The following is a 26373-nucleotide window of genomic DNA, read 5'->3' as shown; positions in this document are numbered from 1 at the left end:
TGTAGCCGTCAAACAGGATAAATTTCGTCTTCGGACCTAGTGATAGAATAAGAGTAGGGAATGGTATCCGGTCGCCGGGTATACATGTGCATTATTCGACCGGTCATATTCGTGGCAGAGATCGTCCATAAAACCGCATGGTCCAAGCGAAGAGCAATACTATTGCGGAAGTATAAGTTTCGACTCACGCCATCGATCGAAATAGTTTGTAAAATCTTTTCCATAGTATCGCAAAGTGAGTCAATTTGCAGTTGCCATGGTATCCCTCTTTTGGGGGGCGTTGCATTTTGGGCTGAAGGGGAATGAAGCGAGTGCTCACCAGCATCGATTGGCAGATACATATGGCAGTTTTTGAACAGCCGGTGCATCTGACTATTTAAGCGGATCAATATCGACCTAGCTGCTTTGGCAGGGCAGTTTTTCGATGCTCTTTTTGTTTTAACCAGGATGAAAACCGGTTGCGCCATTGATGACGCAACCAGGATGTTGCATTTCTGCTACCTCACAAATCCTTGTGCGTGAACGGTCAGTTCAGGGATTAGTACGCCACCCAGCGTAGCAAGAATTTGCTATTGTTACCGGCAGTTATGTCGGCTATTTTTGCATCTATTATCACCTTTTACGAAGGAAATTACTCAACGTTGTTCGTCTCTGTTCCATGTTTCGCACTGCATTCGCGTGGCGAAACCGGAACCGGGATTCCGGATGCAAGCCCCCTACCGCAGTTTTTAACCTAAACTCTTCACAATACAATGGAAATAGGTAAAAAAACATCCATTATTTCACCCTGCCGCGCCTTCAAACCAATAGCGGTTCCGAAAGGCAGCGCAGGCCAACATAAATCTGCCGGCGGGCCGTTTTCTCACTCTTCAGGGATGTTCAGGCGGTTGGCGCTATACCTTTTTTTGATTTTTACGGCCAGCGGCAGAATTTATGCGCAAAATTACTGCGCTTCCGCTTCAACATCCGACTCGAACCAAGACATCGTCAATGTCACAATCGGCGCACTGAATAATTCCTCCGGCTGCAACCAAACGGCAGGTACCGGCTCCATACCTGGCAGGTATTCCAACTACACTGACCTCACACCGATATCGCTTCCTCAATTAAACAATATCCCGTTTTCTGTGGACATCGCGCTTTGCGGGCCCTCTTACGGATCTTCTTATGTGACCATCTGGATCGATTTGAACCACAATGGCAGTTTTGAAGAGGCTGATGAACGCGTTTTTCAATCAGGCCGCCTTTTCGCGTCTCATTTCACCATCTCCGATTCACTCAAAATTCCGGAAACCGCGTTGTTGGGATTAACCCGCATGAGAATAATAACTTCAAAAAACGCGGATATAATCCCCTGCGATGATTATCAGGGGAGTGAAACGGAAGATTATACGATTAATATAGTGGAACCCTTGCTGTGTACGGGCGTACCCGAGCTGGGCAACACAACAACCGCACAAACAACAGTATGCCTTAATTCAGTGATTGACTTCTCGCTTTCGTCCAGGTCATTGCTCGATATTGATGAAATCGGAATAAGCTATCAATGGTACAATAATGCCGGTCCGATTACTGGCGCAACCGGCAGGACTTACACGGCGACAATTACCCAGGCGGATAATTTCTACTGCCAGGTAACCTGTAATCAAACAGGACAAACAGGCCAGTCTACACCCGTCTCAATCAGTTTGAAAACTTATACCGAATGCTATTGCCTCTCCGCTGCCATTGACAACACGGGAATGGAAATTCTCAATGTAACAGCAGGATCTCTGAACCATTCAACCGATTTTGATGAAACAGGAGGGCCGGGGTCCATATTGGGCAGCTATTCCGATTTCACCACGCTGGTGGCCGCACCGGACTTTAACCAGCTTGCCACCATTCCTTTTTCCGTTGATATAAGCAGTGATTACTATACTCAAACTTCTGCCTGGATCGACTATAACAAAAACGGTATATTTGAGTATCCGGAAGAACGCGTATATCAATCTACGGGCTCCCGCTTTGGAAGTCATGTTCTCAACGGTTCCTTCAAGATTCCGTCGACATCGTTAACCGGGATCACCCGGATGAGGGTCATTACAAGATACGGGCAGGAAGAAATGATTTCGGCATGTGGGGAATATGAAGAAGGCGAAACGGAAGACTACCTCGTGAATATTCTTTCGCCTCCCGTTTGTAGCGGCAGCCCGATTCAAGCGACCACAGTAGCCACTCAAAACGAGGTTTGCCCGGATGTAAGTTTTACTTTTTCTTTAACTCCTTCGATTACCACTACCGGAAACACATATCAATGGTATAACAGCGACGGTCCGATTATCGGCGCAACAAATGAGACTTACACTGCGTCAATTACAAAAGCGGATACTTACTACTGTGATGTAACATGTCCCAATAGCGCGCAAACAACCGCATCCGTTCCCGCAGTTGTAAATGCCCCCTACCTGTACTGCGCTTGTACCTCGGCCTCGACTGAATCCATTGGCGAAAGTGTGTCCAATGTTACCGTTGGTACTCTAAACAATTCTTCCGGTTGCGGCCAAACCGGCGGTCCGGGGTCCGTTTTAAAAAAATATTCCGATTATACCACGCTGCTTGCACCGCCGGATTTGGCTTTAACGGTACCTATTCCTTATTCTGTAACTAACACAGCGTGCGGGGCCTTCGGATCGACCTCTACTTCGATCTGGATTGACTTCAACCATAACGGCGTCTTTGATGCTCCGGGTGAAAGAGTGTTCAATTCGAATAGTTATACGTGGCAGGAGTCTTACACTTTATCAGGCTCATTCGTAATCCCAGCCGACGCACTTCCCGGGCTAGCGCGTATGAGAATAATTACTGCGGCCCAGGGAGGGCTGCCTATGAGCGCTGCCTGTGGTACTTACGCGAGCGGTGAAACCGAAGACTATTTTGTAAATCTCCTGCCGATCCCTGCATGCAGTGGGAGCCCGGTACAAACTGAAACCATCGCCACTCAAAACCCGAGTTGCCCGGATGTCAATTTTACATTCAGCCTGACCCCTGCTATTTATACCCCTGGCATTACTTATCAATGGTACAACAATGCCGGCCCCATTGAGGGCGCCACGGACAAAACCTATACAACTGCAATTACGACGGAGGATAGTTTCTACTGCGAAATTACCTGTCTGAATAGTAACGAAACTACTTCGTCAACTCCTGCTAAGGTGGACGCAGCGTACCTGTATTGTCCTTGTGTTTCCGGCGCAACTTCTTCCGACTATCAGGATATCGTGAATGTGACGATCGGAGCGCTTGATAATTCCTCGAACTGCGGAGAAACCGGCGGGCCGGGTTCGCTGGCGAGCAGGTATTCAGATTATACCATGCTGGAAGCTCCGGACCTTGTGAAACAGGAAAATATTCCAATTGCTATCGAAATCTCTGACTGCAATGGCTATCGTGCCTCAACCGTGTCCATCTGGATCGATTATAACCATAACGGAAGTTTCGACTCACCTGGCGAACATGTTTACAATTCGGGCCCTATTGACTGGCGTGTACCTTACAACCTTACCGGTTCTATGGTAATTCCCGAAAATGCCCTGACCGGCAAAACACGTATGCGCGTGATTATCGTCAGCGGCGGAGCGGATCCAACCCTTTCCGCATGCGGTGAATATGTGTATGGAGAAACGGAAGACTATTATATAAACATCGTTGCTCCGGGCTGTGATGGCCCGGTTTCCCTCCCGGCGACCGCAACAAGTCACACACAGAATGTAGCTACGACGCCCCTGGTCAGTATTGATTGCCAATATTTCGCCAAGGTAGTTCCTGGGGAGGGTTTTACCGACGTTACCGTCAAAAGCTGGCTGGAAACAACGCCACCGTTCAGGTATGTGCCCCGTCATTATGAGATTACGCCCGCCACCAATCCGAACACGGCCACCGGGATAGTAACCCTGTATTTCACGCAAGCCGATTTTGACGCTTATAACGGCACTATACCTCTGGGCTTTCTGCCAACGGGGCCCGATGATGTTTCAGGGATTGCCAATTTCCAAATCGTTAAGTTCGCCGGGACCAGCCCGACAGGACTGGGCTACGCGGGACCACCTTCATTCATTCCCGGGGATAACCATAGCTGGAACACGGGGGATTACACCTTGATCTGGAATCCGACGCACTCGATTTGGGAAGTAACATTTCCGGTAGCAGGTTTCAGCGGCTTTTTGGCGAAGTCGGTCGAACAGTCTTTACCGGTCACATTAGTTACGTTCACAGGTAAACCGCAAGAGACCAACAATGAGCTGATCTGGAAAACGAGTTCAGAAGTTAACTTCAGCCATTTTGAAATTGAAAGAAGCGTGAATGCAAGATCATTTGAAAACATTGGAAAGAAAGTGGCCAGCGAATCTGGTCGTTATACTTTCCTTGATTCGGATCCTCCTCAGGCAACTGTGTTTTATCGCCTTAAAATGATGGATCTGGATACCAGATACAGCTATTCGAAAATTATCGCGATAGAAAACAACGCACTCAAACCCATAGTCGGCAATTTTTATCCTAACCCAAGTTCAGGTGAAGTATATATTGATATCAACTCAATCAAAAAAACCTCCTGGAAAATGACGACTTACGATTTGACAGGAAGATTACGCGCACAAAAAACGGTGTCATTAAAGCCCGGATTAAATGTAATAACGATAGATAAGCTTTCCCCCGGTCTGAATATCCTGAAGTTTGAAAACGGAAGTACGTCCGAAATCAGGAAAGTAGTGAAACAGTAATGCTCGGCCTGCGCATGTTTTGCAAGGTGACCACCTGACAACCTACTTGGGTTTTTAGGTTTCAGCTCCCTGTCGAAAGCGTGATCTGAAACCTCGTCCCTTCCCCGCGCCTGCTTTCTATTTCAAGATTTGCGCCCAGCAGCTCGCATAAACCTTTTACGATCGACAGCCCTATCCCCTCACCTTTCTCCATAAACGCCGTGTTTTCGCCCATTCGGCTGGTAACTTGCCGGCTCGGCGCCGATGCCTGCATGGCCGTGGGAAGTCCCGGGCCGGTATCTTCCACGCACACGATCCATTGGCCGTCATTCGCTTCGGCCCACGTTACGGACACCCAGCCTGACGGGGTGTGTTTCAGCGCATTGAGCACCAGGTTCTGGATGATCCGCCGGAAATGGATCGGGTCGCATTCTACTTTGAGGCTGGCAGGGCCGCCCGCTTTCAATGCCAGGCCGCGCTCCATTGCGATGGGCTGGTAGGCTTCCACCAGGTCTGTCAGCACCTGGGCCGCATCCACCTGCTTCACTTCTACCACCTCCTGGCCTGCTTCCAACCGGGCCAGGTCCATCAGCTGTGTTACCAGCACCCGGCAGTTCGACAAGTTCCGCCGGAGGATTTCGAGGATATGCTTGCGTTCGTCGTCCGAATCCACCATCATATCCAGCAACGCCGCGGCGCCCTGCAAGGCACTGAAACTACCCCGCAGATCGTGCGACGACTCGCGCAGCAAATGCGTCCGCTGCTTGCCTATTTCGTTGAGTTGATTTAGTGTTTTTTGCAGCGCCTCAATGCGACTGAGGGCCGCTTGTCGTTGCAGATCAGCATATTTCGCAATGCTCCCTGTGTTGATATCGCTGCGAAATTCAGCCAATTGTTCGTAGCTGAATGCGATAAAATGGGCATCGGAACCCGGAGATGATTGCCAGAATGCGCGCACTTCGGCGAGTAACAAACGGCCCAGATGCTGCATCTCGGCCACAAGCCCTGCAAGCGAATAGCCACGGTGCCAGCGGTGCAGGCCATGTTCCGCGGCCAGTGCACCGAAACCAGCATTGTCCGGGTCGCCCTGTAGGCGCTGCGCCAGCACACCCAGCATGATCGGAATATTGTTGATGAAGTGCCTGTAACTAAGCGTTGCGGACCCTTTCAAGGTAAGGTCATCATTGCAGGCAATGCGCCAGTTGCTTAGTAATATCTGTTGCCTTTCGGACAAGAAAGCGACGAGGTGTCCGGCGGAAGCTTCGCCAGAATCGTTGAAAGTGATCATTTCACACAAGAGAAATTTACCTACATCCGGCAGGAGCGGTTTGCCGGAGGTTTTTTCCCTATTAGGCGACCAGGCTGTTATGAATGATAGTCGGAAAGATGGGCTAGCCATAAAGATAGAATAATTTTCGACTAATCACACCTTTTACCGCACAAATGTTCGACGTCTGTCCGCTTCTTTCGGTAAATTTCCAGAAGTGTCCGCTTTGTATCGCAACGTAAACTTGTTTTGAAGTGAAACTAAAATCGACGTTCGCTGCCCTTAGCTGGATTATGCTTCTGGTGACGGGTTGTTCCTCCGACGGACAGGAACTGAAAGGCATCTGGCACGCGGAGTTCGAGGCGGTGCCGGGTTTGAAAACGGCGCTGGATATTCAGCTGAACCAGGAGCTCATGAGCGGAAAATGGACCGGCCGTTTCGAATTGCCCGAGCTGATGGCTGCGGAACAAATCCCCGCTATCCATATCGATGGCCCGAACGTAATGCTGGACCTGGGCGCAGGTACCACATTCAAAGGTGAAGTATCGGGTGACCGAAAGCTGATCAAAGGCATTCTGCACATCCCCAACCAGCAACCTGAAAACCTCAGTTTTACCAAAACCCCGAACTGGTCTGCACAAATACCCGCACGCGCCGACGCCAAAGGCAAGCCGCTCAAAGCGTGGACTTACCAGGCGCCCGTCGAGGCAGGAGATGGCTGGGCCAGCGGCACATTGGAGCCCAGAATATTACAATCAAAGCCATTGAACGACTTGCTGGCCCGGATTCTGGAAGGTAAATTTCATGGGCTGGATGCATTGCTCGTGGCTCAGGACGGGCGGCTCGTGCTGGAAGAGTACTTTTACCTCGGCGGTCGGGAGCGGCTGCATAGCGTCCAGTCGGTTACCAAAAGCGTCACGTCGCTCCTCGTAGGCATGGCCCGGGACAAAGGACTCATTAAAAACCTTGACAGTCCGCTCAGAAGCTATTTCCCCAACTACACCGACTCGCTGCCAACCATCACGTCACCCACCTTACGAAATGCGCTCACCATGTCCGCCGCGCTCGACTGGAAAGAGGATATCCCCTATTCCGATCCCGAAAATGATGCCGTGAGGATGAACCAGAGCGATGATCTGTACCAATATGTGCTGTCCAAAAAGCCCGACCCCACCGACAAGCCCGGCGAGCGGTTTGAATACAACAGCGGCCTTTCGATCCTGCTGGGAGGCATTCTACTCCATGCTACCGGAAAACCGGCCGATAGTCTCGCCAAAAACACGCTCTTTCGCGACCTGGGGATCAATCATTTCGCATGGACAACCCTGGGCGGCAAGGTGCACACCGGCGGCGGATTGTTTCTCCGGCCCCGCGATTTGCTGAAAATCGGTCAGCTGGTGCTGGACAAAGGGCAATGGAACAGCCGGCAAATTGTGTCGGAAGCATGGATCAACGAAAGCACGGCTTTTATCCTGCCAACGCAGGCGGGGAACAGGGAATCAGGCTATGGCTACCAATGGTGGCGGGGCGTGGCGAAGTTCGGCAGTAATGCATTAACCGTGATTTATGCGGCCGGTTATGGCGGGCAAATGCTCTACATCGTGCCCGACCTGAACCTGGTAGCCGTTACACTCCACCATAATCAGTCGGATATCAACGGAAGCCACAGCATTACCTGGAAACACATGCAGGAAGTTATTCTTCCCGCGTTCCAAAAGTGAAGATGGTATTTCAAAACGGCCCGGCCACGGCAATTTCATGCATTGTCGCGGCCGGGCCTTGTGATTTTATTTCCAAACCAGCGTTGCCACCGCATTTGGATCAATGGTGTAGCTGTACTGATTTTTACCAACGGCCACCGTAAACTTCCGGTTATCGGCGCCCTGGTTCAGTATAACCAGCACTTTTGAGCCGTCGGGGTTCAGGAATGCGACGTGTTCCAATTGGCTCGATGCGCTCAGCCGGTCCGTTTGCACGCGGAATGCGCCCGGACGCACGAATTTCGACATGTGCGCGATCGTGTAGTACTCCACATTTTTGGTAATACTGCCATTGGAAGCGATGGTTACCACGCCGCGGCAATTGTCGCAGCCCTTGTTTTTGGGGCCATCATTCTCATCCAGCGCAATGTTCCACAAAAGCGCGTTTTTCGACCAGTTGTTGGCCGTGCCGATGAATATATTCGACATGTTCCATTTCAGATTATCGGAAAAATTGGTCGCCCAGCGGCCGCCTGATATTTCGGTAAAATACAGGCCCTTGTCGGGAAAGCGGTCATGCACTTCACTCATCGCCGACACATTGCCGCCATAAGCATGAAATGCCGATCCGGCCACGTACCGGCTCGCCTGCGGGTCGTTGAGGATCGAGATGGGATACCCCGGCCTGTCCCAGTTATGATCGTAAAGCAGGATCTTCGTCCGGATCGCATTGGCCTCGAACAACGGGCCCAGGTGGTTCTTAATGAAATTCCCCTGCGCCGCCGAATCCATGCCCATGGAAGGATATGCCGCCTCGTGCAACGGTTCGTTCTGCACCGAAATGGCGTCGATCGTTATGCCTTCTTTCTGGTAAGCGTCGAGGTATTTTTTAAAATACTGGGCATAAGCACCATACCATTCCGGTTTGAGGCTGCCGCCGGCCAGTTTTCCGCTGGTTTTCATCCACGCCGGCGCCGACCACGGCGTTGCCATAATGCGGATCGAAGGCTGCAAGGCCAGCACGGATTTGAGGACGGGAATGAGGTCCGCCTGATCTTTTGCGATGGAGAATTTGCTTAAAGCCGCGTCCGTTTGTCCTGCGGGCAGGTCGTTGTACGTAAAATCTTCCAGGGAAAAATCCGACGCGCCCATCGTAACGCGCAAATAGCTCATCCCGATGCCGGTGTTAGGATCAAAAAGGTCTTTCAGCAGGTTTTCGCGCTGCGAGGCATTGAGCTTTTGCTGGATGAGATAGGCCGATGAGCCCGTGAGCGCTGCACCGAAGCCTTCCATTTCTTGCAATTTGGTGGAAAAATCAATATTAATCAGGTTGGCGGCGGGCGAAACCGTCCCCGCTTTCACGATGGAGAGCGGCTGCTCGCTTTTCAGCAGCTTGCCCTGCGTGCCGTTCGTTACCCACACGGCCACTTTGTTAGCCGCTGTGGTGTCCGCAGGAGCGGGATTATTGCTTTCTTCCGGTGTTTCCGCTGAGCAGCTCATCAACGCAAAACCCAGCCAGGTGAACGTTGCAATCACATTTCTTTTCATGATATATAAAAAAAGCCAGGCCATGCCAGTGAACGGCTGCCGGAAAACCCGGACCATTCCCGCATGACCTGACATCGTGGATTAATAACCGTTATTTTGGTTCAGATTCGCATTTTTATCGATTTCACCTTGCGGAACCGGCCATAGCAGCTTCGTATCGGATAGTTTGTAATTCAGGCTGTTGCCGGCGCCGTCCTTCACGGCTTCCATTACCGGTACTACCCTTCCCGTGCGCACGAGGTCGTGCCACCGCTGCCCTTCGAATGCGAACTCCAAACGGCGCTCTTTTTCGATGGCCAGGCGCATAGCCGCCTGATCGGCCGCCGGTGTGGCTGGCAGCTTGGCGCGCGTTCGCACTTGGTTTACCAGCGTGCGGGCACCCGCCAGGTCGCCCGTTTCGTTCAATGCTTCCGCTTTGAGCAGCAGCACGTCGGCCAGGCGGTACATGATGATGTTCTGCGAAGCGTCCGTATTGCGCATTTTATAGGCAAACGGGAAGTTGTTCAATGGCCAGTAACGGTCGGACCATTTGCCCGTCACATTGGCTGTGTAAATCGTGGAAGCCTTGCGCACCACGTCCTTTTCATCGTCATAGGCCTTCACAAGGTCGTTGGAAGGGGTGTTAAACTTCTTCCAGTCGGTGCCATAGAACATGGATGATCCCCAGTTTCCGCCAGTGGCCCATTCTTCAAAGTTTAGTTCAAAAATGGCTTCTGCACTGTTTTCATGCTTTCCGTCCCACAGATCTTCGAAATTCGGCATGAGCGTGTAGCCCAGGGCAATCACCTTGTCGGCATTCTCCTTCACTTTTGCCCAATCCTTGCGGGTTGCGTATACCTTCGCCAGCAGGGTATGCACGGCGCCGGGCGTGACGGTCATTTTGTTCGGACCTGTTTTGGGCACAGCAGGGGCTGCCTCGTCCAGGTCTTTTACAATCTGCGCATAAACCTCCTCGGCCGCGCTTCTGGCCGGGTAGAGCTGGCCATAGATCTCTTCCACATTGGAAGATGTAATGGTAGGCAGCTCGTCCACCACCAGCGGCACGTCCCCGTAAATCCGCACAAGGTCGAAATAGGCCCGCGCACGAATGAACTTAGCTTCACCGACGATCTGCGCCTTGCGGGTAGCCGAGAGCGATGCGTCCGTCACCTTCGGCACATTGGCAATGATCGAGTTGGCACTCGCCACGTGGTTATACAAATAGCGCCAGTCCCTTGCCGCAACCGCATTCGTGGAAAGCACCCTGAATTCGTCTACTTCAAACCAGGCCGCATTGTCGGCACCGGCGTAGGAGTTGTCGGACTGCCCGTCACCGAGGATGAAATAGTCCATGACATAATATTCCGCGGAGCCGTTTTTGAAAATGGCGTAGGCACCAGCGAGCGCAGCCTCGGCGCTGGCCGCATCTTTGATGGACGACCCGGCTGTGCCGCTTCCGCTTTCCCCTACCACTGTTTGAGATACAGGCTGCAAATCCAACTGATCCTGGCACGCCGGCAGCAGCATGGCCGACCCCAGAGCAAGTGCTATATATTTAATCTTTTTCATGAAATTCCTGGGTTAAAACGAAACATTGATACCTGCTACAAATGCACGGGAAACGGGGTAAGTGCCGTAGTCGATTCCTAACGTGGCGCCGCTTGAAGTGAATGCATTCACCTCGGGATCAAAGCCTTTGTATTTCGTGATGGTGAACAGGTTTTGGGCCGTCAGGTAAACGGATGCCCGGCTCAGCTTAATCTTGCCGGCCAGTTCCTTGCTGAGTGCGTAGGAAATGGTGGCGCTTTTCATCCGGAGGAACGATGCATTTTCAACAAAGCGTGACGAAATGAGCGAGTTGTTGACATTGCCGTCGGTTGCCCTCGGAATGTCGGTAATGTCACCCGGCTTCTGCCAGCGTCTCAGCACTTCGGTCGACTGGTTCTTGCTGTCATACATCCCTTCCGTTTCAAGCCTCGATGCATTGAATGCCTTGTTTCCATGCGAACCCTGGAAGAGGAACGACAAACTGAAATTCTTGTAAGTCAGGTTGTTGTTCATTCCGTAGGTGAATTTCGGCTGGGCCGAACCCAGGATCGTGCGGTCGGATGGTGAAAAAGAACCGTCGCCATTCACATCGCGGTAGATCATATCCCCGGTTTCCGGGTTCACGCCGTCGGCAATGTATCCGTAGAAAGTCCCGAGCGAAGCACCTTCCTGCAAAATGATGATCTGGTCGCTCCGGCCTTCCACATCGGCATACCGGTAAATTTTGCTCAGCTGTAATTCGGTGATTTTGTTGCGGTTGAATGCAATGTTAAAATCCGTAGTCCATTGAAAATCAGCCTTATCGAAGTTCACGCTCGACAGCACAAATTCCAGACCCTTGTTTTCCAGTTTACCCGAATTCCTGGGCATGTAGGTGTAGCCGCTCGTATTGGGGAGCGGGACGTTCAGCAACAGGTCGTTCGTCTTTTTGAGATAAGCGTCCGCGGTAAGTGTCAGTCGTCCCTGCAACATGCTCAGGTCCACACCGATATTGGTTTGCGTAGTCGTTTCCCAACGGAGATCAGGATTGGGCGCGTAGGTAGGCGGCGTGACGGCCGGGCCCGATGGCGGGGAGGTAGGCGTGCGGCGCGTGTAACTGTTCAGCCCGAACGACGCGTAGTTCGCCAGGCCCTCCTGGTTACCATTCTGGCCCCATCCTCCGCGTAATTTCAGGTCATTGATGAACTTGACATCCTCCATGAACGGCTCGGCGGAAATACGCCATCCGGCCGATACCGACGGAAAGAAGCCCCATTGGTTGCCTCTGGCCAATTTCGACGACCCGTCCGCCCGGAAATTGGCCGTAATCAGGTATTTACTATCGAAATTATACATCAACCGTCCCAGATAAGAATTCAGGAACCATTCCGACTGCTCGGTGTAGGCTTCGGTAATCTCGTTCGCCGCATTCATCGTTTTCACGACACCGTCCGCCGGGAAATCGCGGCCTGCCATGTACGAATTGTTCCAGGTGTTTTTCTGGACCGTCGTACCCGCCAGGGCCGAGAACTCGTGCTTGTCCCACTTCTTCTCGTAGTTGGCCGTATTTTCCCAAAGGTAGGTGAATGAGTTGCTGCGGGTTGCATTGCCCAGGCCATGGGTGCTGCCATTGGCGCCCCATCCTTCGGTGGTGCCGAACGGATCGAGGTAATAGTCGTTCGCGTGGTTCATAAAATCGATCCCGAAGTTGGAGCGCAGCACCAGCCCTTTCGCCAGCGTCAGATCTCCGGCCACATTACCAAAGATCCGGTTGTCGCGTGCCGACTGTGTCGGGCCGAACATCGCAGCAAGCGGGTTATCCCACCCGGCTTTGAGCGGGTTGGTCGAGAAAATCGTTCCCCTTAGCGAATCCTGCGTGTAGATGCCCATCGTAGGCGGCGCGCCCAGTGCACCAAGCACGACGGCATTGCGACCGGCATTGTTGTTATCCTTCACATCGCGCACTTTGGCATTGGCATAGCTCACGTTCGTAGTCAGCTTGAACCAGCTTTTGATCTGGTTATCAAGGTTCATACGGAATGAATACCGACGGTAGCTGGCAGGCTGGATAATCCCTTTATCCTGGGTGATGGCCCCTGACACGAAATACCTGTTTTTATCCGTACCACCGGAAAAGTTAAGCTGGTAGTTCTGGTTGCTGCCCGTCGTGAAAACTTCCTTGTTCCAGTCGGTCGTTTCGCTGCCTACCGTCACGTTCTGGCCCATTTCGTTCATCAGGTCGGCATACTGCTGCGGGTTAAGCACATTGATCTTCTTCGCCATGTTCGAAATGCCGTAGTAAGCCGAGAAGTTAACCTGCGATTGGTTGGCCTTACCTCTCTTGGTGGTCACGATCACCACCCCGTTGGAAGCCCTCGCCCCGTAAATAGCCGCCGATGACGCATCTTTGAGCACCTGAATGCTTTCAATGTCGTTCACGTTCAGGTCCCGCGTATCCATCGTCGGCACGCCGTCCACGACGTACAGCGGCTCATTGCCCGCCTGAACGGACGTGGCCCCGCGCACGCGGATGGACAATGCGCTACCCGGCTTGCCCGACGGCTGCGTTACCTGCACACCGGCAGCCTTACCCTGCAGTGCCTGTGCGGCCTGCAAAATCGGCCGCTCTTCGATATCCTTCGTATCCACCGATGCAATGGACGTCGTTACGTCGCCCCGTTTCTGGGTACCGTAGCCGATCACCACTACTTCGTTCAGCGTTTTCAGGTCCGCACCGAGCGTTACGTCGATCTGCGTACGATTGCCGACAGTAACTTCCTGCGATCCGTAACCGATAAATGAAAAGACCAGCACTGCCTGTTCGTTGGGCACCCCGATCGAATAATTTCCGTCGACATCTGTTACAGTACCTGATTGCGTCCCCTTCACCAGAACACTCGCGCCCGGAAGCGCCTCGTTTTGCTGATCCCTGATCACCCCTTTCACGACGATCTCCTGCGCATGCGCCAGGCCGAGCGTCGCCAAAATCACGGCAATGAACATTGTAATTCTCTTTCCCATAGGATGTTAATGAATTATTGGTAATTAATCTGATAATTTCTTGGATATTTCCATGGGGTCAAAGGTAAGGATACTTTGAGAAAATCAATAGCGAAAAAATATCATAATCGACTGTAAAATAGACACTTACATCAATATTGATACGCTTCAACACCGGAGCCGCGAAGCACCGATAATCCTGATTCACAGTGCTTGCGAACAGTGCCGCCATGGAACCGGCGCGCAGGATTGATACGCCTGCACGCCGTGAATTTTTAAATAAAAAACTGTGGAATTTGTTGCAGAATACATTTAAAAATCGCCTCTGCAAATACGGTGCCCGGGTCAGGCCGTTTCCAGGGAATGGTCCAAAACGAGGAGACTCCACCCTTCCCCCGACCTGGAACCGGCAATCTCCCTGCGCCGGTCCTGCATTACTTTTTTGATCCGGCTCGCGTAGGCCCAGCAAGTGCCCTGGCGAATGGAAAGGATTTCCGAAAGCTTGTGGGAAGAGATTTTACCTTTGGTGGTAAAGATCAGGAAGACCATATAAAATGCCTTGTTGATCGGAATGCGGGTGTTCTGAAAAACGGTATGCGCGATTACCGACTCGTCGTAATCGCATTTGGCACAGCGGCGGCTGTATGGCGAATGCCCGTGAAAGTAATGGTCGTGCCCGCATTTGCGGCATTCGTAGCGATCGCCGTCCGCGTCATTGCCCCACTTCATGCCCGCCAGGAACCTGAAACAGCTGTCATTATCGGGGTATATTTTGCTGAACTCCTCGAAATCCACCTCCGCCGACATTACCCGTGCCTGCGTCACCTTCACCACATTCGTGTGCAGCACTTCATTGTCTTTTTCCAGCAACACGTTCATTTGCAGAATTTCCTCTTTTTGCTGCTGCAAAAGGGCATTCACCTCGGTCAGCTCCTGGTTTTGCGCCTCAATGATCGCCGATTTTTCAAGCACCTCCCGCGTCCGCTCCTCTACTTCCGCTTCCAGCCGGATGTTCAATGAATCTTTGAGTTTCTCGTTCACGCGCATCTGGTGGATAATCTGTTTCTGCGCCTTATCCTTTTTCTTTTTCAAAATCCGCACCTTATCCCCGATCGCAAACGACAGGAATATCATTTCGATGACGAAACAAATGCTCAGGCTGTAATACGTAACGACCCCGAAATTCAGCCCCTCCACATGCAGCATGAGCAAAAGCTTGTGAATGAAGCCAATAGAAAGAAAAGTGTACCCCAGAACAAAGAAACGCGCAGGATAATAACCCTGCCTGTAAATATAAATCCCCGTATAAAATGCCACGGCAAGCGGCACCAGCTCCACAAACTTATAGCTGAACCAATTGGTGTCCACCACAAAGCAAATGCCGAAGAAGATCGTCCTGAGAACCATGATCAGGATGATGAAGCGATCGAGTCGCGGGGCTTTTTTGTGCGTGTAAAGCAGCGTTCTGGTGAATTGTAGCGCAAAAATGCTGATCCCGTACAACGCGATCCCGTAGGCATACTGGTTCCATTCGGGCGCATTGGGCCACAGGTACTGGTAGGCCACCCCATCGATACACATTTCGAACAACCCCACACAGAGGTTGTACAGCACGTAATACAGGTACTGCACCTGCCGCACGGCGAGGTACATCATCAGGTTGTAGAAACTGAAAACCAGCACCATGCCGTAGAATATCCCGAAAATAAAGTACTCGTCGAGCGCGTAGGCAATGAACCGGTTCACCGAGCGCAGCACGATGATCGCGTCGGCCGTCTGGTGGGATTTCACCCGGAAATAGTAGGTACCATCAAAGGCCGCATCGTTTTCAATATTCAGTTCGAAATTCTTATGCGCATACTCCCGCTCGCTGAACGGCAACTGATCGCCCATCCGGCGAACGGTGTAACCTCCTTTTCCGTCGGGCAGGTAAGCGGTGATATCGTCGATCGTCTGGTCAAAAAATTCCAGTATCCAGTTCTTACCGCTTTCGGGATTATGGCGGATGTTGATGCGGAACCAGTAGGTCGATTTCAGATTGTAATTCTGCGGTGTATTGGTTTTGCTGTTTTCGAAACGTGCACTCAAAGCGGGCGAGCGCACATCTCCGAGCGTAAAAGTGGCGGCTGTGTCTTCCAGGTATTGAATTTCATTCCCTGTGAAAATATGCTGGTCGCGGGAATCGGATATCGTGATCGGCTGTTGGGCGAATGCATTTCCCAGGGCAACGATGATCAGCCAAAACGCCATAGCGATGATTTTGCGGCAACCCGGGAAAACATATGTTATGAAAGAAAAGGGCATGCGGATGGAGGTTCAAAATGGGTTGAAAAAATGATAACGCTTTTCGACCCGCTTTCAGTTTGGCCTTTGTAAAGCCGGCATTCAAAATATCCGCCGGAAGCAAATAGTCATTATTCCGTTTTTCCGGAAGCTTATCAGGCAAGATGCCCGCCTCTTGGTATGGTTTTATTCAAAAAAACGCCCATCGCGGCAACCGCCATTACGACTCAACATCCAGAGAAAAAAACCACACATTACCTATGATTTTACAACCCAGGGAAAGACTGACCCAGGAGGAAGTGCAGAAAGGGCTGCATACCATTCTCCAAGAAGGCCTGACCACTGAGGCCATGACCACGCTCACCGGGGGCACGTTCCTGGTCGCGTTTGCCCTGCTGCTGGGCGCCAACAATTTCCAGATCGGCTTGCTCGCCTCGCTGCCCACATTCACGAACATTTTCCAGCTGACCTCCGTGTGGCTCATCCGGCGGTACAACAACCGTCGCGCCGTGTCGGTCATTTGTTCGGTATTCGCCCGCATTCCGCTCATTCTGATCGGGACATTGCCTTTTATATTCCCGGCCGGGGCGCCCGTGAATCTGCTTTTATTCTTTCTTTTCTTCTTCTACCTGTTCGGTTCCATTGCCGGGCCGAGCTGGAATGCGTGGATGAAAGACCTCGTGCCGGGCGATATGCTGGGCGTGTACTTTTCCAAACGGGGCCGCTATGCGCAAATCCTCAATGTGATCATGAGCATCATCCTGGCCCTGGCCGTGGATTACATCCGTAAGAATTTCCCGGCATTCGAGCTTACCACGTACGCCGTCATGTTTATGCTGGCCGGTGTGGTGGGGCTCGGAGGAGCATGGCTGCTCTCGACCGTGCCCGAGCCTACGTCCTATCTCGGCAATGAAAACATCATCAGGATGTTCCAGAAGCCCCTCCGCGACCTCAATTTCAGAAGGCTGCTGGTATTCAACTCGGCATGGCTTTTCGCGGTCAATATCGCGACACCGTTTTTTACCGTGTTTATGCTCAAAACCCTTGGGCTGACGCTCATGTACATTATCCCGCTCACGATCCTCAGTCAGCTTAGCAGCATTGTTACCATTGGCTACTGGGGTGTTTTCGCCGATCGTTACAGCAACAAAACCATCATTTCGATCTGCGCGCCGCTTTACCTCTGCTGCGTCATTGCCTGGTGTTTTGTGGGGATTTATTCCAATCTGATCTCGAACCTGGTATTGCTGGCGCTCATTCACATTGCAAGCGGGGCGAGTAATGCGGGCATTAACCTGGCGCTTACCAACATTGGCCTCAAACTGGCGCCGGCCAAGGAAGCCATCATTTATTTATCGGTCAAAAACATCATTACATCCGTATTTTCATCCCTCGCGCCACTGATAGGCGGTTACCTGGCAGATTATTACACTTTACGCCAGCTGCGCGTGATTGCCCAATGGACCGGTCCGCAGCTGCAAAAGAGCTTCCGGCTGCTGCTGCTTCATGAATGGAACTTCCTGTTCCTGATCGGCGCCGTGCTGACGGTCGTTGCCATCCAGCTGTTACCAAGGGTGCGGGAGGCCGGAGAAGTAAATAAAAGCATCGTCAAACGCATTATGCGAACCAGCCTGCGAAGCAACCTGCGCGATTTCTTTGTCATTGAAATGATACTCAACTGGCAATCGTCGGTGAATGGAATGCTCAAAAGAAGGCGGATGGGCGACGATCAGCTGGCCAATCCCGACCCTAATGCCTGACAGACAGGAGCCGCTTCATCGCCGCCAGCACCTGCTCGGACGACGGGTAAGGGATTTCGTGCCGGTACAACCGCTCAGCCACATCCTGAATAATGGGGTTCTTACTCCGCAGATGCCCCGGAACAGAAAACGGCAGAAGTTCATGCGGGGATTTCCAGGGCGTGTGCTGCGGGTTGGTTTGCGCATACAACACCACAGCGGGCGTTTGCATGGCAGCAGCAATGTGAATGGTGCCCGTATTCACCGACACCACGCCAACGGCCCTATCGACAAGCGCGATAAACTCCCCCACGCCAAACATCCCCGCCGCCGCAATGGCCATGGAACCGATTCCTTCTGCTATCTCGGTGGCCAGCTGGCTCTCCGAAGCAGAGCCAGTTACCAGCAAAGGCATGGCAAACTGGTGCCGCAAAAGTTTACCCACTTCTATCCATTTCTCCACCGGATACTCCCGCTTCGCCTCCGAAACGCCCGGATGTAACATCATAAACGGCCTGCCTCCTACCCCCGCCTCTCCGAGCTTTACGGCCAGGCCGGCCTCTTGGTGGACGGTCGTTTGCAGCATCAGCCTGTCGTCCCCAATGCCCGCCCCCAGTGACCGCACCAGGTCCAGATCGCGCTCGACCTGATGTAGTATACGTTGGTAAGGCTCCAGGTCGGGCGTCCAGTGGGTGATCAAGCCATAAGGATTTTCCCGCGCATACGCGACGCGCACCGGAATGCCGGCCATAAATGCCAGCATGGCGGCCGGAAGCGCGCTTTGGCTGTAGACCGTGAATATCACCGCCGAATCGAATGCATGGGCGCGCAGTTCCTCCGCTAGTGCCAGCAGGGCTCGGTCGTGCATCCCGTCGCTTTTCACCCAGGGTAGCGAAGCCGTAATCACTTCGTCCACGCAGTCCAGGTGCGGCACGATGATGGCACCGGCTGGTGACGTGAGCAGCGTAATGCGGCATCCGAATGAATGTTTTAATGCACGAATCGCCGGCGACGACATGATCACGTCGCCCATGTTATCCGCACGGATGCAAAGTACGTTTTCGCCAATATTTTCAGGCATCCCTTCTGACGGTCTGGGTAGTGATGTAGTCGGTGGCATCCAGGAAATAGCGGGTGGTGTAATCCGGTTCGCGGTACGGGCCTTTCACCCATTCAGTCTCGTTTCCATTGTCGATAAGCACCGTCCGGCAGCCTGCGCGGTTTCCGGCTTCCACGTCGTTGAGGATATCCCCGATCATCCAGGAACGCGATAAATCGATATTCAGCTCTTGCGCGGCCGTGAGCAGCAGTCCGGGCTCGGGTTTGCGGCAGGTGCAGCCGGGTTCCGTGGTAGCCGGCATATGCGGACAGTAATAGAAACCCGACAACACGAGCCCGTTTTGCGCGAACTGGTCGTCGAAATAATGGATCAATGCATCCAGTTCCATTTGGGAAAACAGCCCCATGGCCAGGCCCGGCTGGTTGGAAATGATCACCAGCCGGTAACCGTCGCCCTGTAACGTACGCAGCCCTTCGAACACATCCTCCTCAAACACTACCTTGGCCGGATCGGCATTGTAGGGTTCGTCGCGGATGAGTGTGCCGTCTTTATCCAGAAAGGCTGCTTTTAACAATTCCTGATCAGGACGCATAGGTGATCGCATTAGGCTGGTAACCATTCAACGGCTTGCTTTCCGCACGCCGCAGGTCCAGCAAATAAGTGGTTTTCGCTTTGCGTTCGGCTGCTATCCGCATGTAAAGCCGGTGGGCCTGCGTGGCAACAAACGACCAGGTGAAGTTCTCATTCACGCGTTGCAGGGCATTCCGGCAAAGCGCTTCGTATTTTTCAGGGCACGAAATGCCTGCTTTTACCGCCTCCGCCAGCGCGGCCGGATCGTGCGGCGGTACCAGGAAGCCCGTCTCGCCATGCCGCACCGTGTATTTGATCCCCCCTACCTCCGAGCCGATCACCGGCGTTCCGCAGGCCATCGCTTCCAGTGGGGTAATGCCGAACGGCTCGTACCAGGGCGTTGAAATGAAGAAATCGGCAGCCTGGTAATAGTATTTCAATTGCTTGCGGTTTCTGCGACCTGTGAAAATCACTTTGTCCTCCACACCCTCGTCGCGGGCCAACGCTTGGAGCCGCTTGAATTCCGGATCGCGGTCGAAATCGGGCTTGTCGTCCGAGCCTCCCACCACGAGCAGCTTAATATGCGGTATCGTGCGCAGATAATGCATGGCGCGGATCACATTATCGACGCCCTTCCGAGGCACAATGCGGCCGAGTTGCAGCAATACGACATCGTTTTTACGCAATCCCAGCCTGCGGCGTGCGCCAGCCTTCGAGGCCGGGCCGAATTCTTCGGAACTGAACCCGCAGGGAATAATGGTAATGCGCGACGGATCGGCATGGTAGTGTTCGATGAGATCCTGCTTATCCTGCGGGCATTCCGCTATAATGTAGTCGGCATCCTCTACGATCATCTGCTCAATGTCGAGGCGCGAAGCGGGGAATGCATCATTTTCCTTTTGATGGATCATCCGGATTTTACCCAATGCATGAAATGTAATCACGTACGGAATCCCGAGTATCAGCTTAATCCGCGACGCCACCAGGCCCGACATGAAGAAATTGGCATGAACCAGTTCATAATCCAGATGCAGCCGGCGGATAATCCGCACCATGCTGTTGGTAAACTCATCCATAAAACCCAGCAATTGCTCCTTCGGCACCTCGCACGCCGGACCTGCCTCTACGTGCACCACCCGGATACCCGGCAGCCATTCCACGATCTCCGGAAGGCCTTCATCATCCTTTCTGGTGTAAATATCAATATGATACCCCAGCCTGGCGAGCGACTTGCAAATCTCGGCCACGTACACGTTCTGTCCACCGCTATCCACCCCGCCTAGCACCGCTAGCGGCGATGCATGCTCACTGATAAATGCTATTTTCCGTTTCATGCTGATGAAGTTGAATGGTTTCTGTAAATATTTTCTCCCAATCGGAAGTGAACCGGGCGATGTCGAAGCGGTCGAGCGCGATGTTCCGGGCTTGCTCGCCCATGGTCCGTGCCAGCTGCGGCGCGTCGATCAGTTGCCGCATGCCCTCAATGAGTTTGTCGAGATTGGTATCGATGAATCCCGCCTCTCCGTTTTTGATCACCGTCACATACTCGGTGGTCGCCATCGCCACGATCGGCATGCCGGTCATCATGGCTTCGCACACGGCCAGTCCGAAACTCGTGTAGCGGATCGGGTTGAAAAAGAAGCGGTAATGGCTGATAAATTCCGGCAGCTGCGGGTTGAGCACTTCTCCCAGCCCGCCGGATTCGGCGGTACCCATGCCGATGAGGTCAATGGGAACGTGCTTCCGCACTTCCTCAAAAACGTCCCAGCCCGTAATGCGCCCGCGCTGCTGGATGTGGTTAATCACCACAATGCCCTTTGGAATATCACCCTTCCAGGTTACCTCGGGAATGCATACGCCGTGTTCGATCACCCGCACGTTGCGAATGCCGCCGCTATCCCACATCAGTTTGTTGAAATGCGTCACGTGCACCAGCGTCACCTCCGGGTCGGTCATGATATGGCGGGTGTTGGTCGGATGCCCTTCGGGCGTATTGTGCTCCACGTAAACCCGCGGCAAACGCTTTTGCGATTCAGAAAGGATGTCGTGCTGGTCGATCAGGAAGTTGCGCTCAGACTGGAACAGGATACAGTCGAACTCCATATGCCGCACTTCCGCAACCGGGACTTCGATCACGTTCGGGCCGAACGGGAACGTCTCTCCCCGCCCGAAGTAGCCTTCCGTCCGGGTGTCAGCCACGGGAATATAGATGTCGTAATTACCTTGTGAGAGGTAGTACAAATAGCTTCCATGAACATGCCATGTGAAGATTTTCAGCCGCGAATCTGTGGCGCTCGTCCCGTTCATATTTGTTGCATTTGGATTAAAACAGACGGCGCCCTGTAAAAAACAGTGCCATTCCGAAACAAACGCTCCCCTGATTGCGAGGCCATTACCGGTAAGCGGCTCAAAGTGTGGGAGAAGCGCTTCCAAACGCAACGTATAGTAACATCCAGCATTTGCCGGTGCATGGAAGAACTTCCACAGGTAAGAACACACCCCATACGGCATGTGCGGAAGCCGCCGGGCTACTTTCGCCGGCGCATATACGGATCGTGCGCGAGGCGCTTTTTCACCCGGGAACTGGCATGGTACTTGTAGCGAGCTCGCCGCATTTCAAAATCTACCATTCGCTTATGTACATACTGGGAATCAATGCAGCGTTTCACGACAGCGCTGCGGCACTGGTTAAGGACGGCCGGATCATCGCAGCCGCCGAAGAAGAGAGATTTACACATATCAAACACGGCAAGCGCCCTGTTCCCTTCACGACCTGGGAGCTGCCATTCCACGCCATCGATTTTTGCCTGAAAACGGCGGGGATCACCATGAAGGACGTGGACCGCATTGCCTATTCCTTCGATCCCGAGGGCGTGAGCGATGCGTCGGTGTATGAAGAAGAGGGTTACGACGACGTGATGATGCCTTCGAAGGTGTACAATGGGTGGGATACGATTTTTCTGAACTACATCCGAAAAGCCCCCGAGCAGCTGCGCGACGGCTACCCGCACCATTTGCAGAAGCGCCTCGCCCATGCAGGCGACCTTTCATCGAAATGGGAATTTGTAAACCACCACATTTCCCACGCAGCCAGCGCATTCTTCCCATCGCCATTTGCAGAAGCCGCCGTGCTCACCATCGACGGCCGCGGGGAGAAAGCGACAACGGGGTATTTCCTCGGCAAAGGCAACACGCTCGAACAACTGGCAACCGTGGACATGCCGCATTCGCTCGGGATGTTATATGAAAAAATCACGACCTACCTGGGCTTTCTGCACTCGTCGGATGAATACAAAGTGATGGCGCTGGCCTCCTACGGCAAGCCGGTTTACCTGGAAGACTTCCGTTCGATCATCCATGTGGGTGAAAACGGGCAATATACCATCGACGATTTCGACCCCGAACAATGGTGGGGCCAGGGCCGCCGGAAAGACGACCCGTTTGAGCAGCTCCACCACGACATTGCGCATTCCCTGCAAAAAGCATTGGAAGAAACCGTGCTGAAACTCGTTCAATGGCTGTACGACCAAACCGGCTCCGAAAACCTCTGCATGGCCGGCGGAGTGGCGCTGAACTGCGTCATGAATGCCGTCATCCGCGACCACGGCCCGTTCCGCAACGTGTGGGTACAGCCCGCTGCCGGCGACGCTGGCACCGCATTGGGCGCGGGACAATGGCTGGATGCCCAACTGCACGCCCAGGCTGGCGGCGAGCGTTACACCCAGCCGATGGAGCACGTGTACTGGGGCCCGGAATATACCGACGATGAGATTGAGCAATTCATGATCTGGGCCAAAACACCCTACAAACGACTTTACAACGTGGCCAAAGAAACCGCCGCGATACTGGCGCAGGACAAGATTATCGCCTGGTACCAGGGACGAATGGAGTTCGGTCCGCGTTCACTGGGTGCGCGGTCCATTCTCGCCTCGCCCATCAGCCCCGAAATGCAGGCCCGGCTCAACGACATCAAAGACCGCGAGGATTTCCGTCCTGTGGCGCCGGTAGTCCGTGAGGAAGATGCGCCGGAATGGTTCGAAAACGCGCATGTCTCGCCTTTCATGCTATTTGTGTATCCTGTTAACGACGATAAGGCCGACCGGATACCTGCCGTGCGGCACACCGACGGCACGGCCCGCGTACAAACCGTGAACGCCGGCCAACACCCGCTCTACCACGAGCTGCTGAGCGAATTCAAAGCATTGACGGGCGTACCGGTACTCGTGAACACGTCGTTCAACACCCGCGGCGAACCGATCGTTTGCTCCCCGCGCGATGCGATCGAATGTTTCTGGACTTCGCCTTTTGATGCATTGATTATCAACTCATTCATTCTCGAAAAATGATGCTGCCAGTCAATATCAGCGTTGTGATCCCCACTTATAAGCGTCCGGCACTTTTGAGGAAGTGCCTGGACGCGCTTCGTGACCAGACCTACTGGCGCACGTTCCATGAAGTGATCGTCGTGTCCGACGGCCCCGATCCTGAAACCGAGGCGCTGGTGGCGCGGGTCATCCGTGAGCAGCCTGATTTTGCCCTGCTGTTCCTTCATTTACCTGCCAAAAAGGGCCCCGCCTCAGCCCGCAACCACGGTTGGAAAAACAGCAGCGGCGAGCTCGTGGTGTTCACCGACGACGACTGCATTCCCGACCCGTTCTGGCTTGAAGAATACAGCGAAGCCTACCGCGCGCAAGCAGAGCGCTTCGTAGGGTTCACAGGAAAGGTGATTGTGCCTATTTCGGAAAAACCGACGGATTATGAAAAGAATGTAGCACACCTTGCCACGGCAGAATTTATCACCGCCAACTGCGCCTGTTCCCGTGCGGCGCTGGAACTGACCGGCGGCTTCGATGAGGACTTCCCCATTGCCTGGCGTGAAGATTCGGACCTGGAATTCAAACTGCTCGAAAAGCAAATCCCCATTGTGCATGTGCCCGACGCGGCGATATGCCATCCTGTGCGGGAGGCGCGCTGGGGTGTAAGCGTGGCCGAACAGCGCAAAAGCATGTTCAATGCATTGCTTTTTAAGAAACATCCGAAGTTTTACAGGCGCAAAATTGCCCCGGGTCCTGTTTGGAATTACTACATTATTATTCTGGCGACGGTCGTGTGCGTGGCAGCGTTGGCCGCCGGCAATCCGGCGGTTTCGCTCGGGGCTGCGGCAGTGTGGGTGGCGGCGGTTGCTTCCTTCGTGATCAGGCGCATGCGAGGCACGTCCGATTCGCTCTCCCACCGCCTCGAAATGATTTTCACTTCGTTGGTGATCCCCTACCTGTCCGTGTACTGGACGCTTCGCGGGGCATTGCGATACAAAGTATTCTTCCTATGACATTTCCCGCAGAAACAACCCGAAAAATAGCCGTATTCAGGGCGCTGCAGCTGGGCGACATGCTTTGTGCCGTTCCGGCGTTCCGTGCGCTGCGCGCCGCATATCCCGACGCCGAAATCGTGCTTCTGGGCTTGCCCTGGGCCAAATCGTTCACCGAAAGGTTCCACGCGTATTTGGATGGTTTTATCCATTTCCCGGGATACCCCGGCCTGCCCGAGCAGCCTTTCGAACAGGTAGCCTGGCAGCAATTTGTGAACCAAATGCGCAACGAGGGTTTCGACCTGATCCTGCAAATGCAGGGAAACGGCACGATCGTGAACAAAATGCTGAGAGACCTCGACACGGGCACGGTGGCCGGGTTCCATAGCGAGGGTAATGAAGGCAATCCGGCCTGGTTTGTCCGGTATCCGGACGGTATTTCCGAAATTCACCGGCACTTGCGGCTGATGGAGCACCTGGGCATCCCCGCGACGAATGACAAGCTGGAATTCCCCATTGCGGAGGATGAAACGATAAGTTTGTTCAATAAAGTCCCCGCGCTCGCGCGTGCGCATTACGTGTGCGTGCACCCCGGCTCGCGCGGCGCGTGGCGACAATGGCCACCCTCGTATTTCGCCTGCCTGGCTGATCAATGCGCCGGAATGGGTTACCAGGTGGTCGTGACCGGCACCGCTGCCGAAGAACCGATCACCTCCGAAGTGATCAGATTCATGGATTACCCTGCCGTAGACCTCACCGGGCAAACCGGCCTCGGCGAAATCGCGCAGCTCATTCAAGGTGCCGATCTGCTGATCAGCAACTGCACCGGCGTGTCGCACATTGCCGCAGCCGTGGAGACGCCCAGCATCGTGATCAGCATGGATAGCGAACCGGAACGTTGGGGGCCTATCAACAAACAACTTCACAAAACCATCGACTGGACACAACACGCTGATTTCCAACTCGTCCTTTCCGAAATGGAAACATTACTCGAAGAACAATACCAGGGCGCCCGGCCGTAACCAGGCGCCCTGGTTTCATTTCAACAGGCCGTCCACCAGCGCCTGCCACTGGATTTTGGAAAAAACCTTCTCCCCTACCAACCCGGTAATGGCATTTCGGACCTTGTCGATCAACGAATCGGCTTCGGTGTTGGGGTTGATATTGCGGTCGTACACGGCGGCCGTGATCACGGCATGTTCACGCGTGAGGGTGAACGTGCTGGTCGACTCCTCGTCGTAGAAATGCGTCGGTTCCTCTTTGTCCGATCCCGGCGCGGTTACCGGGCGCACGCGCAACGCAGTACTTTGCACATCCGGCGAATCGGTCCTTTTGATCTCCTCGATCCTCACCCAGTCGAAACCTCCGCCTGCTTCCGAGCCAGGGCCGGGAATGTCGATTTTGACGAGCAGGCCCTGTTTTGCGATACCGTCGAGCGGATTACCCGCGTCGTCGGTGAGTGTGAAGCGTGCCAGCGCCTCTCCGGCCTGGGCGTGCCATTGGTTGACGTCCAGCAGCCGTGCCTCCGTTTGAAAAAAGAATGCTTTGGCCGCAATCACATCTTCGAATGAGCGGCTTCCTTCGGCTGTTACCGAGTCGCCGCGATTTTGTCCGGGCACGGCGCCCGTGTAGTTTTTCTCTTCCATAATAAGG

Annotated in this window: 16 protein-coding genes; 6 read left to right on the top strand and 10 right to left on the bottom strand. The window is 53.5% G+C overall.

Features of this window, described 5'->3' with window-relative positions; all coding sequences use genetic code 11:
- Positions 1 to 752: 752 nt before the first annotated feature.
- Positions 753 to 4760, top strand: a complete 4008-nt coding sequence (locus tag DFER_RS29420) for a GEVED domain-containing protein (protein ID WP_050774738.1) — start codon at positions 753 to 755, stop codon at positions 4758 to 4760.
- A 61-nt stretch (positions 4761 to 4821) separates the two neighbouring features.
- Here the strand turns inward: DFER_RS29420 and DFER_RS27975 are convergent, their stop codons facing one another.
- Positions 4822 to 6027 carry a sensor histidine kinase gene (locus DFER_RS27975; protein WP_015815033.1) on the bottom strand — a complete coding sequence of 402 codons (1206 nt, stop codon included), beginning with the start codon at positions 6025 to 6027 and terminating at the stop codon, positions 4822 to 4824.
- Positions 6028 to 6260: 233 nt separating this feature from the next.
- On the opposite strand from DFER_RS27975, the gene DFER_RS29415 reads away from it, so the two are divergent.
- Positions 6261 to 7727 carry a serine hydrolase domain-containing protein gene (locus DFER_RS29415; protein ID WP_143828840.1) on the top strand — a complete coding sequence of 489 codons (1467 nt, stop codon included), beginning with the start codon at positions 6261 to 6263 and terminating at the stop codon, positions 7725 to 7727.
- Between the two features lie 66 nt (positions 7728 to 7793).
- Here the strand turns inward: DFER_RS29415 and DFER_RS27965 are convergent, their stop codons facing one another.
- The 4 genes from DFER_RS27965 to DFER_RS27945 form a co-directional block, all read right to left on the bottom strand.
- Complete coding sequence (locus tag DFER_RS27965) at positions 7794 to 9254, bottom strand: glycoside hydrolase family 30 protein (RefSeq protein ID WP_041736822.1); 1461 nt, start codon at positions 9252 to 9254, stop codon at positions 7794 to 7796.
- A gap of 81 nt (positions 9255 to 9335) precedes the next feature.
- A complete protein-coding gene (locus tag DFER_RS27960) occupies positions 9336 to 10802 on the bottom strand; it encodes a RagB/SusD family nutrient uptake outer membrane protein (protein ID WP_015815030.1) in 1467 nt (488 codons plus the stop codon).
- Between the two features lie 12 nt (positions 10803 to 10814).
- On the bottom strand, positions 10815 to 13781 hold the full coding sequence (locus DFER_RS27955) for a SusC/RagA family TonB-linked outer membrane protein (protein ID WP_229206129.1): 2967 nt from the start codon (positions 13779 to 13781) through the stop codon (positions 10815 to 10817).
- Between the two features lie 324 nt (positions 13782 to 14105).
- Positions 14106 to 16010 (bottom strand): 7TMR-DISM family protein, encoded by a 1905-nt coding sequence (locus DFER_RS27945; protein WP_015815027.1) that lies wholly within the window; start codon positions 16008 to 16010, stop codon positions 14106 to 14108.
- Positions 16011 to 16303: 293 nt separating this feature from the next.
- On the opposite strand from DFER_RS27945, the gene DFER_RS27940 reads away from it, so the two are divergent.
- Entirely contained in the window at positions 16304 to 17803 is a 1500-nt protein-coding gene (locus DFER_RS27940; RefSeq protein ID WP_041736819.1) for an MFS transporter, read from the top strand.
- On the opposite strand, the gene DFER_RS27935 is transcribed toward DFER_RS27940, so the two are convergent.
- The 4 genes from DFER_RS27935 to DFER_RS27920 are packed head-to-tail and all read right to left on the bottom strand — an operon-like array spanning position 17793 to position 21719.
- The gene (locus DFER_RS27935) at positions 17793 to 18863 is read right to left on the bottom strand and encodes a glycosyltransferase family 9 protein (RefSeq protein ID WP_015815025.1); all 1071 of its coding nucleotides are present in this window, start codon (positions 18861 to 18863) and stop codon (positions 17793 to 17795) included. The genes DFER_RS27940 and DFER_RS27935 overlap by 11 nt on opposite strands.
- The gene (locus DFER_RS27930) at positions 18856 to 19434 is read right to left on the bottom strand and encodes a D-glycero-alpha-D-manno-heptose-1,7-bisphosphate 7-phosphatase (protein ID WP_015815024.1); all 579 of its coding nucleotides are present in this window, start codon (positions 19432 to 19434) and stop codon (positions 18856 to 18858) included. The genes DFER_RS27935 and DFER_RS27930 overlap by 8 nt, the downstream gene beginning before the upstream one ends.
- On the bottom strand, positions 19424 to 20746 hold the full coding sequence (locus DFER_RS27925) for a glycosyltransferase (protein WP_015815023.1): 1323 nt from the start codon (positions 20744 to 20746) through the stop codon (positions 19424 to 19426). Before DFER_RS27925 ends, DFER_RS27930 begins: the two co-directional genes overlap by 11 nt.
- Positions 20718 to 21719, bottom strand: coding sequence for a glycosyltransferase (locus DFER_RS27920; protein WP_015815022.1), 1002 nt, complete (start codon positions 21717 to 21719; stop codon positions 20718 to 20720). The genes DFER_RS27925 and DFER_RS27920 overlap by 29 nt, the downstream gene beginning before the upstream one ends.
- 107 nt (positions 21720 to 21826) lie before the next feature.
- Between DFER_RS27920 and DFER_RS27915 the strand changes: the two genes are divergently transcribed.
- The 3 genes from DFER_RS27915 to DFER_RS27905 are packed head-to-tail and all read left to right on the top strand — an operon-like array spanning position 21827 to position 25742.
- The gene (locus DFER_RS27915; RefSeq protein WP_229206128.1) at positions 21827 to 23758 is read left to right on the top strand and encodes a carbamoyltransferase family protein; all 1932 of its coding nucleotides are present in this window, start codon (positions 21827 to 21829) and stop codon (positions 23756 to 23758) included.
- The gene (locus DFER_RS27910; RefSeq protein WP_015815020.1) at positions 23755 to 24741 is read left to right on the top strand and encodes a glycosyltransferase family 2 protein; all 987 of its coding nucleotides are present in this window, start codon (positions 23755 to 23757) and stop codon (positions 24739 to 24741) included. Before DFER_RS27915 ends, DFER_RS27910 begins: the two co-directional genes overlap by 4 nt.
- The gene (locus DFER_RS27905; RefSeq protein ID WP_015815019.1) at positions 24738 to 25742 is read left to right on the top strand and encodes a glycosyltransferase family 9 protein; all 1005 of its coding nucleotides are present in this window, start codon (positions 24738 to 24740) and stop codon (positions 25740 to 25742) included. The genes DFER_RS27910 and DFER_RS27905 overlap by 4 nt, the downstream gene beginning before the upstream one ends.
- A gap of 15 nt (positions 25743 to 25757) precedes the next feature.
- On the opposite strand, the gene DFER_RS27900 is transcribed toward DFER_RS27905, so the two are convergent.
- Positions 25758 to 26366: a hypothetical protein gene (locus DFER_RS27900; RefSeq protein ID WP_015815018.1), complete on the bottom strand. Its 609-nt coding sequence runs from the start codon at positions 26364 to 26366 to the stop codon at positions 25758 to 25760.
- Between the last annotated feature and the right edge of the window lie 7 nt (positions 26367 to 26373).

The organism is Dyadobacter fermentans DSM 18053, assembly GCF_000023125.1.
GTDB lineage: Bacteria > Bacteroidota > Bacteroidia > Cytophagales > Spirosomataceae > Dyadobacter > Dyadobacter fermentans.
The sequence above is the reverse complement of the archived record's forward strand: the minus strand, read 5'-3'. Positions and strand labels throughout refer to the sequence as shown.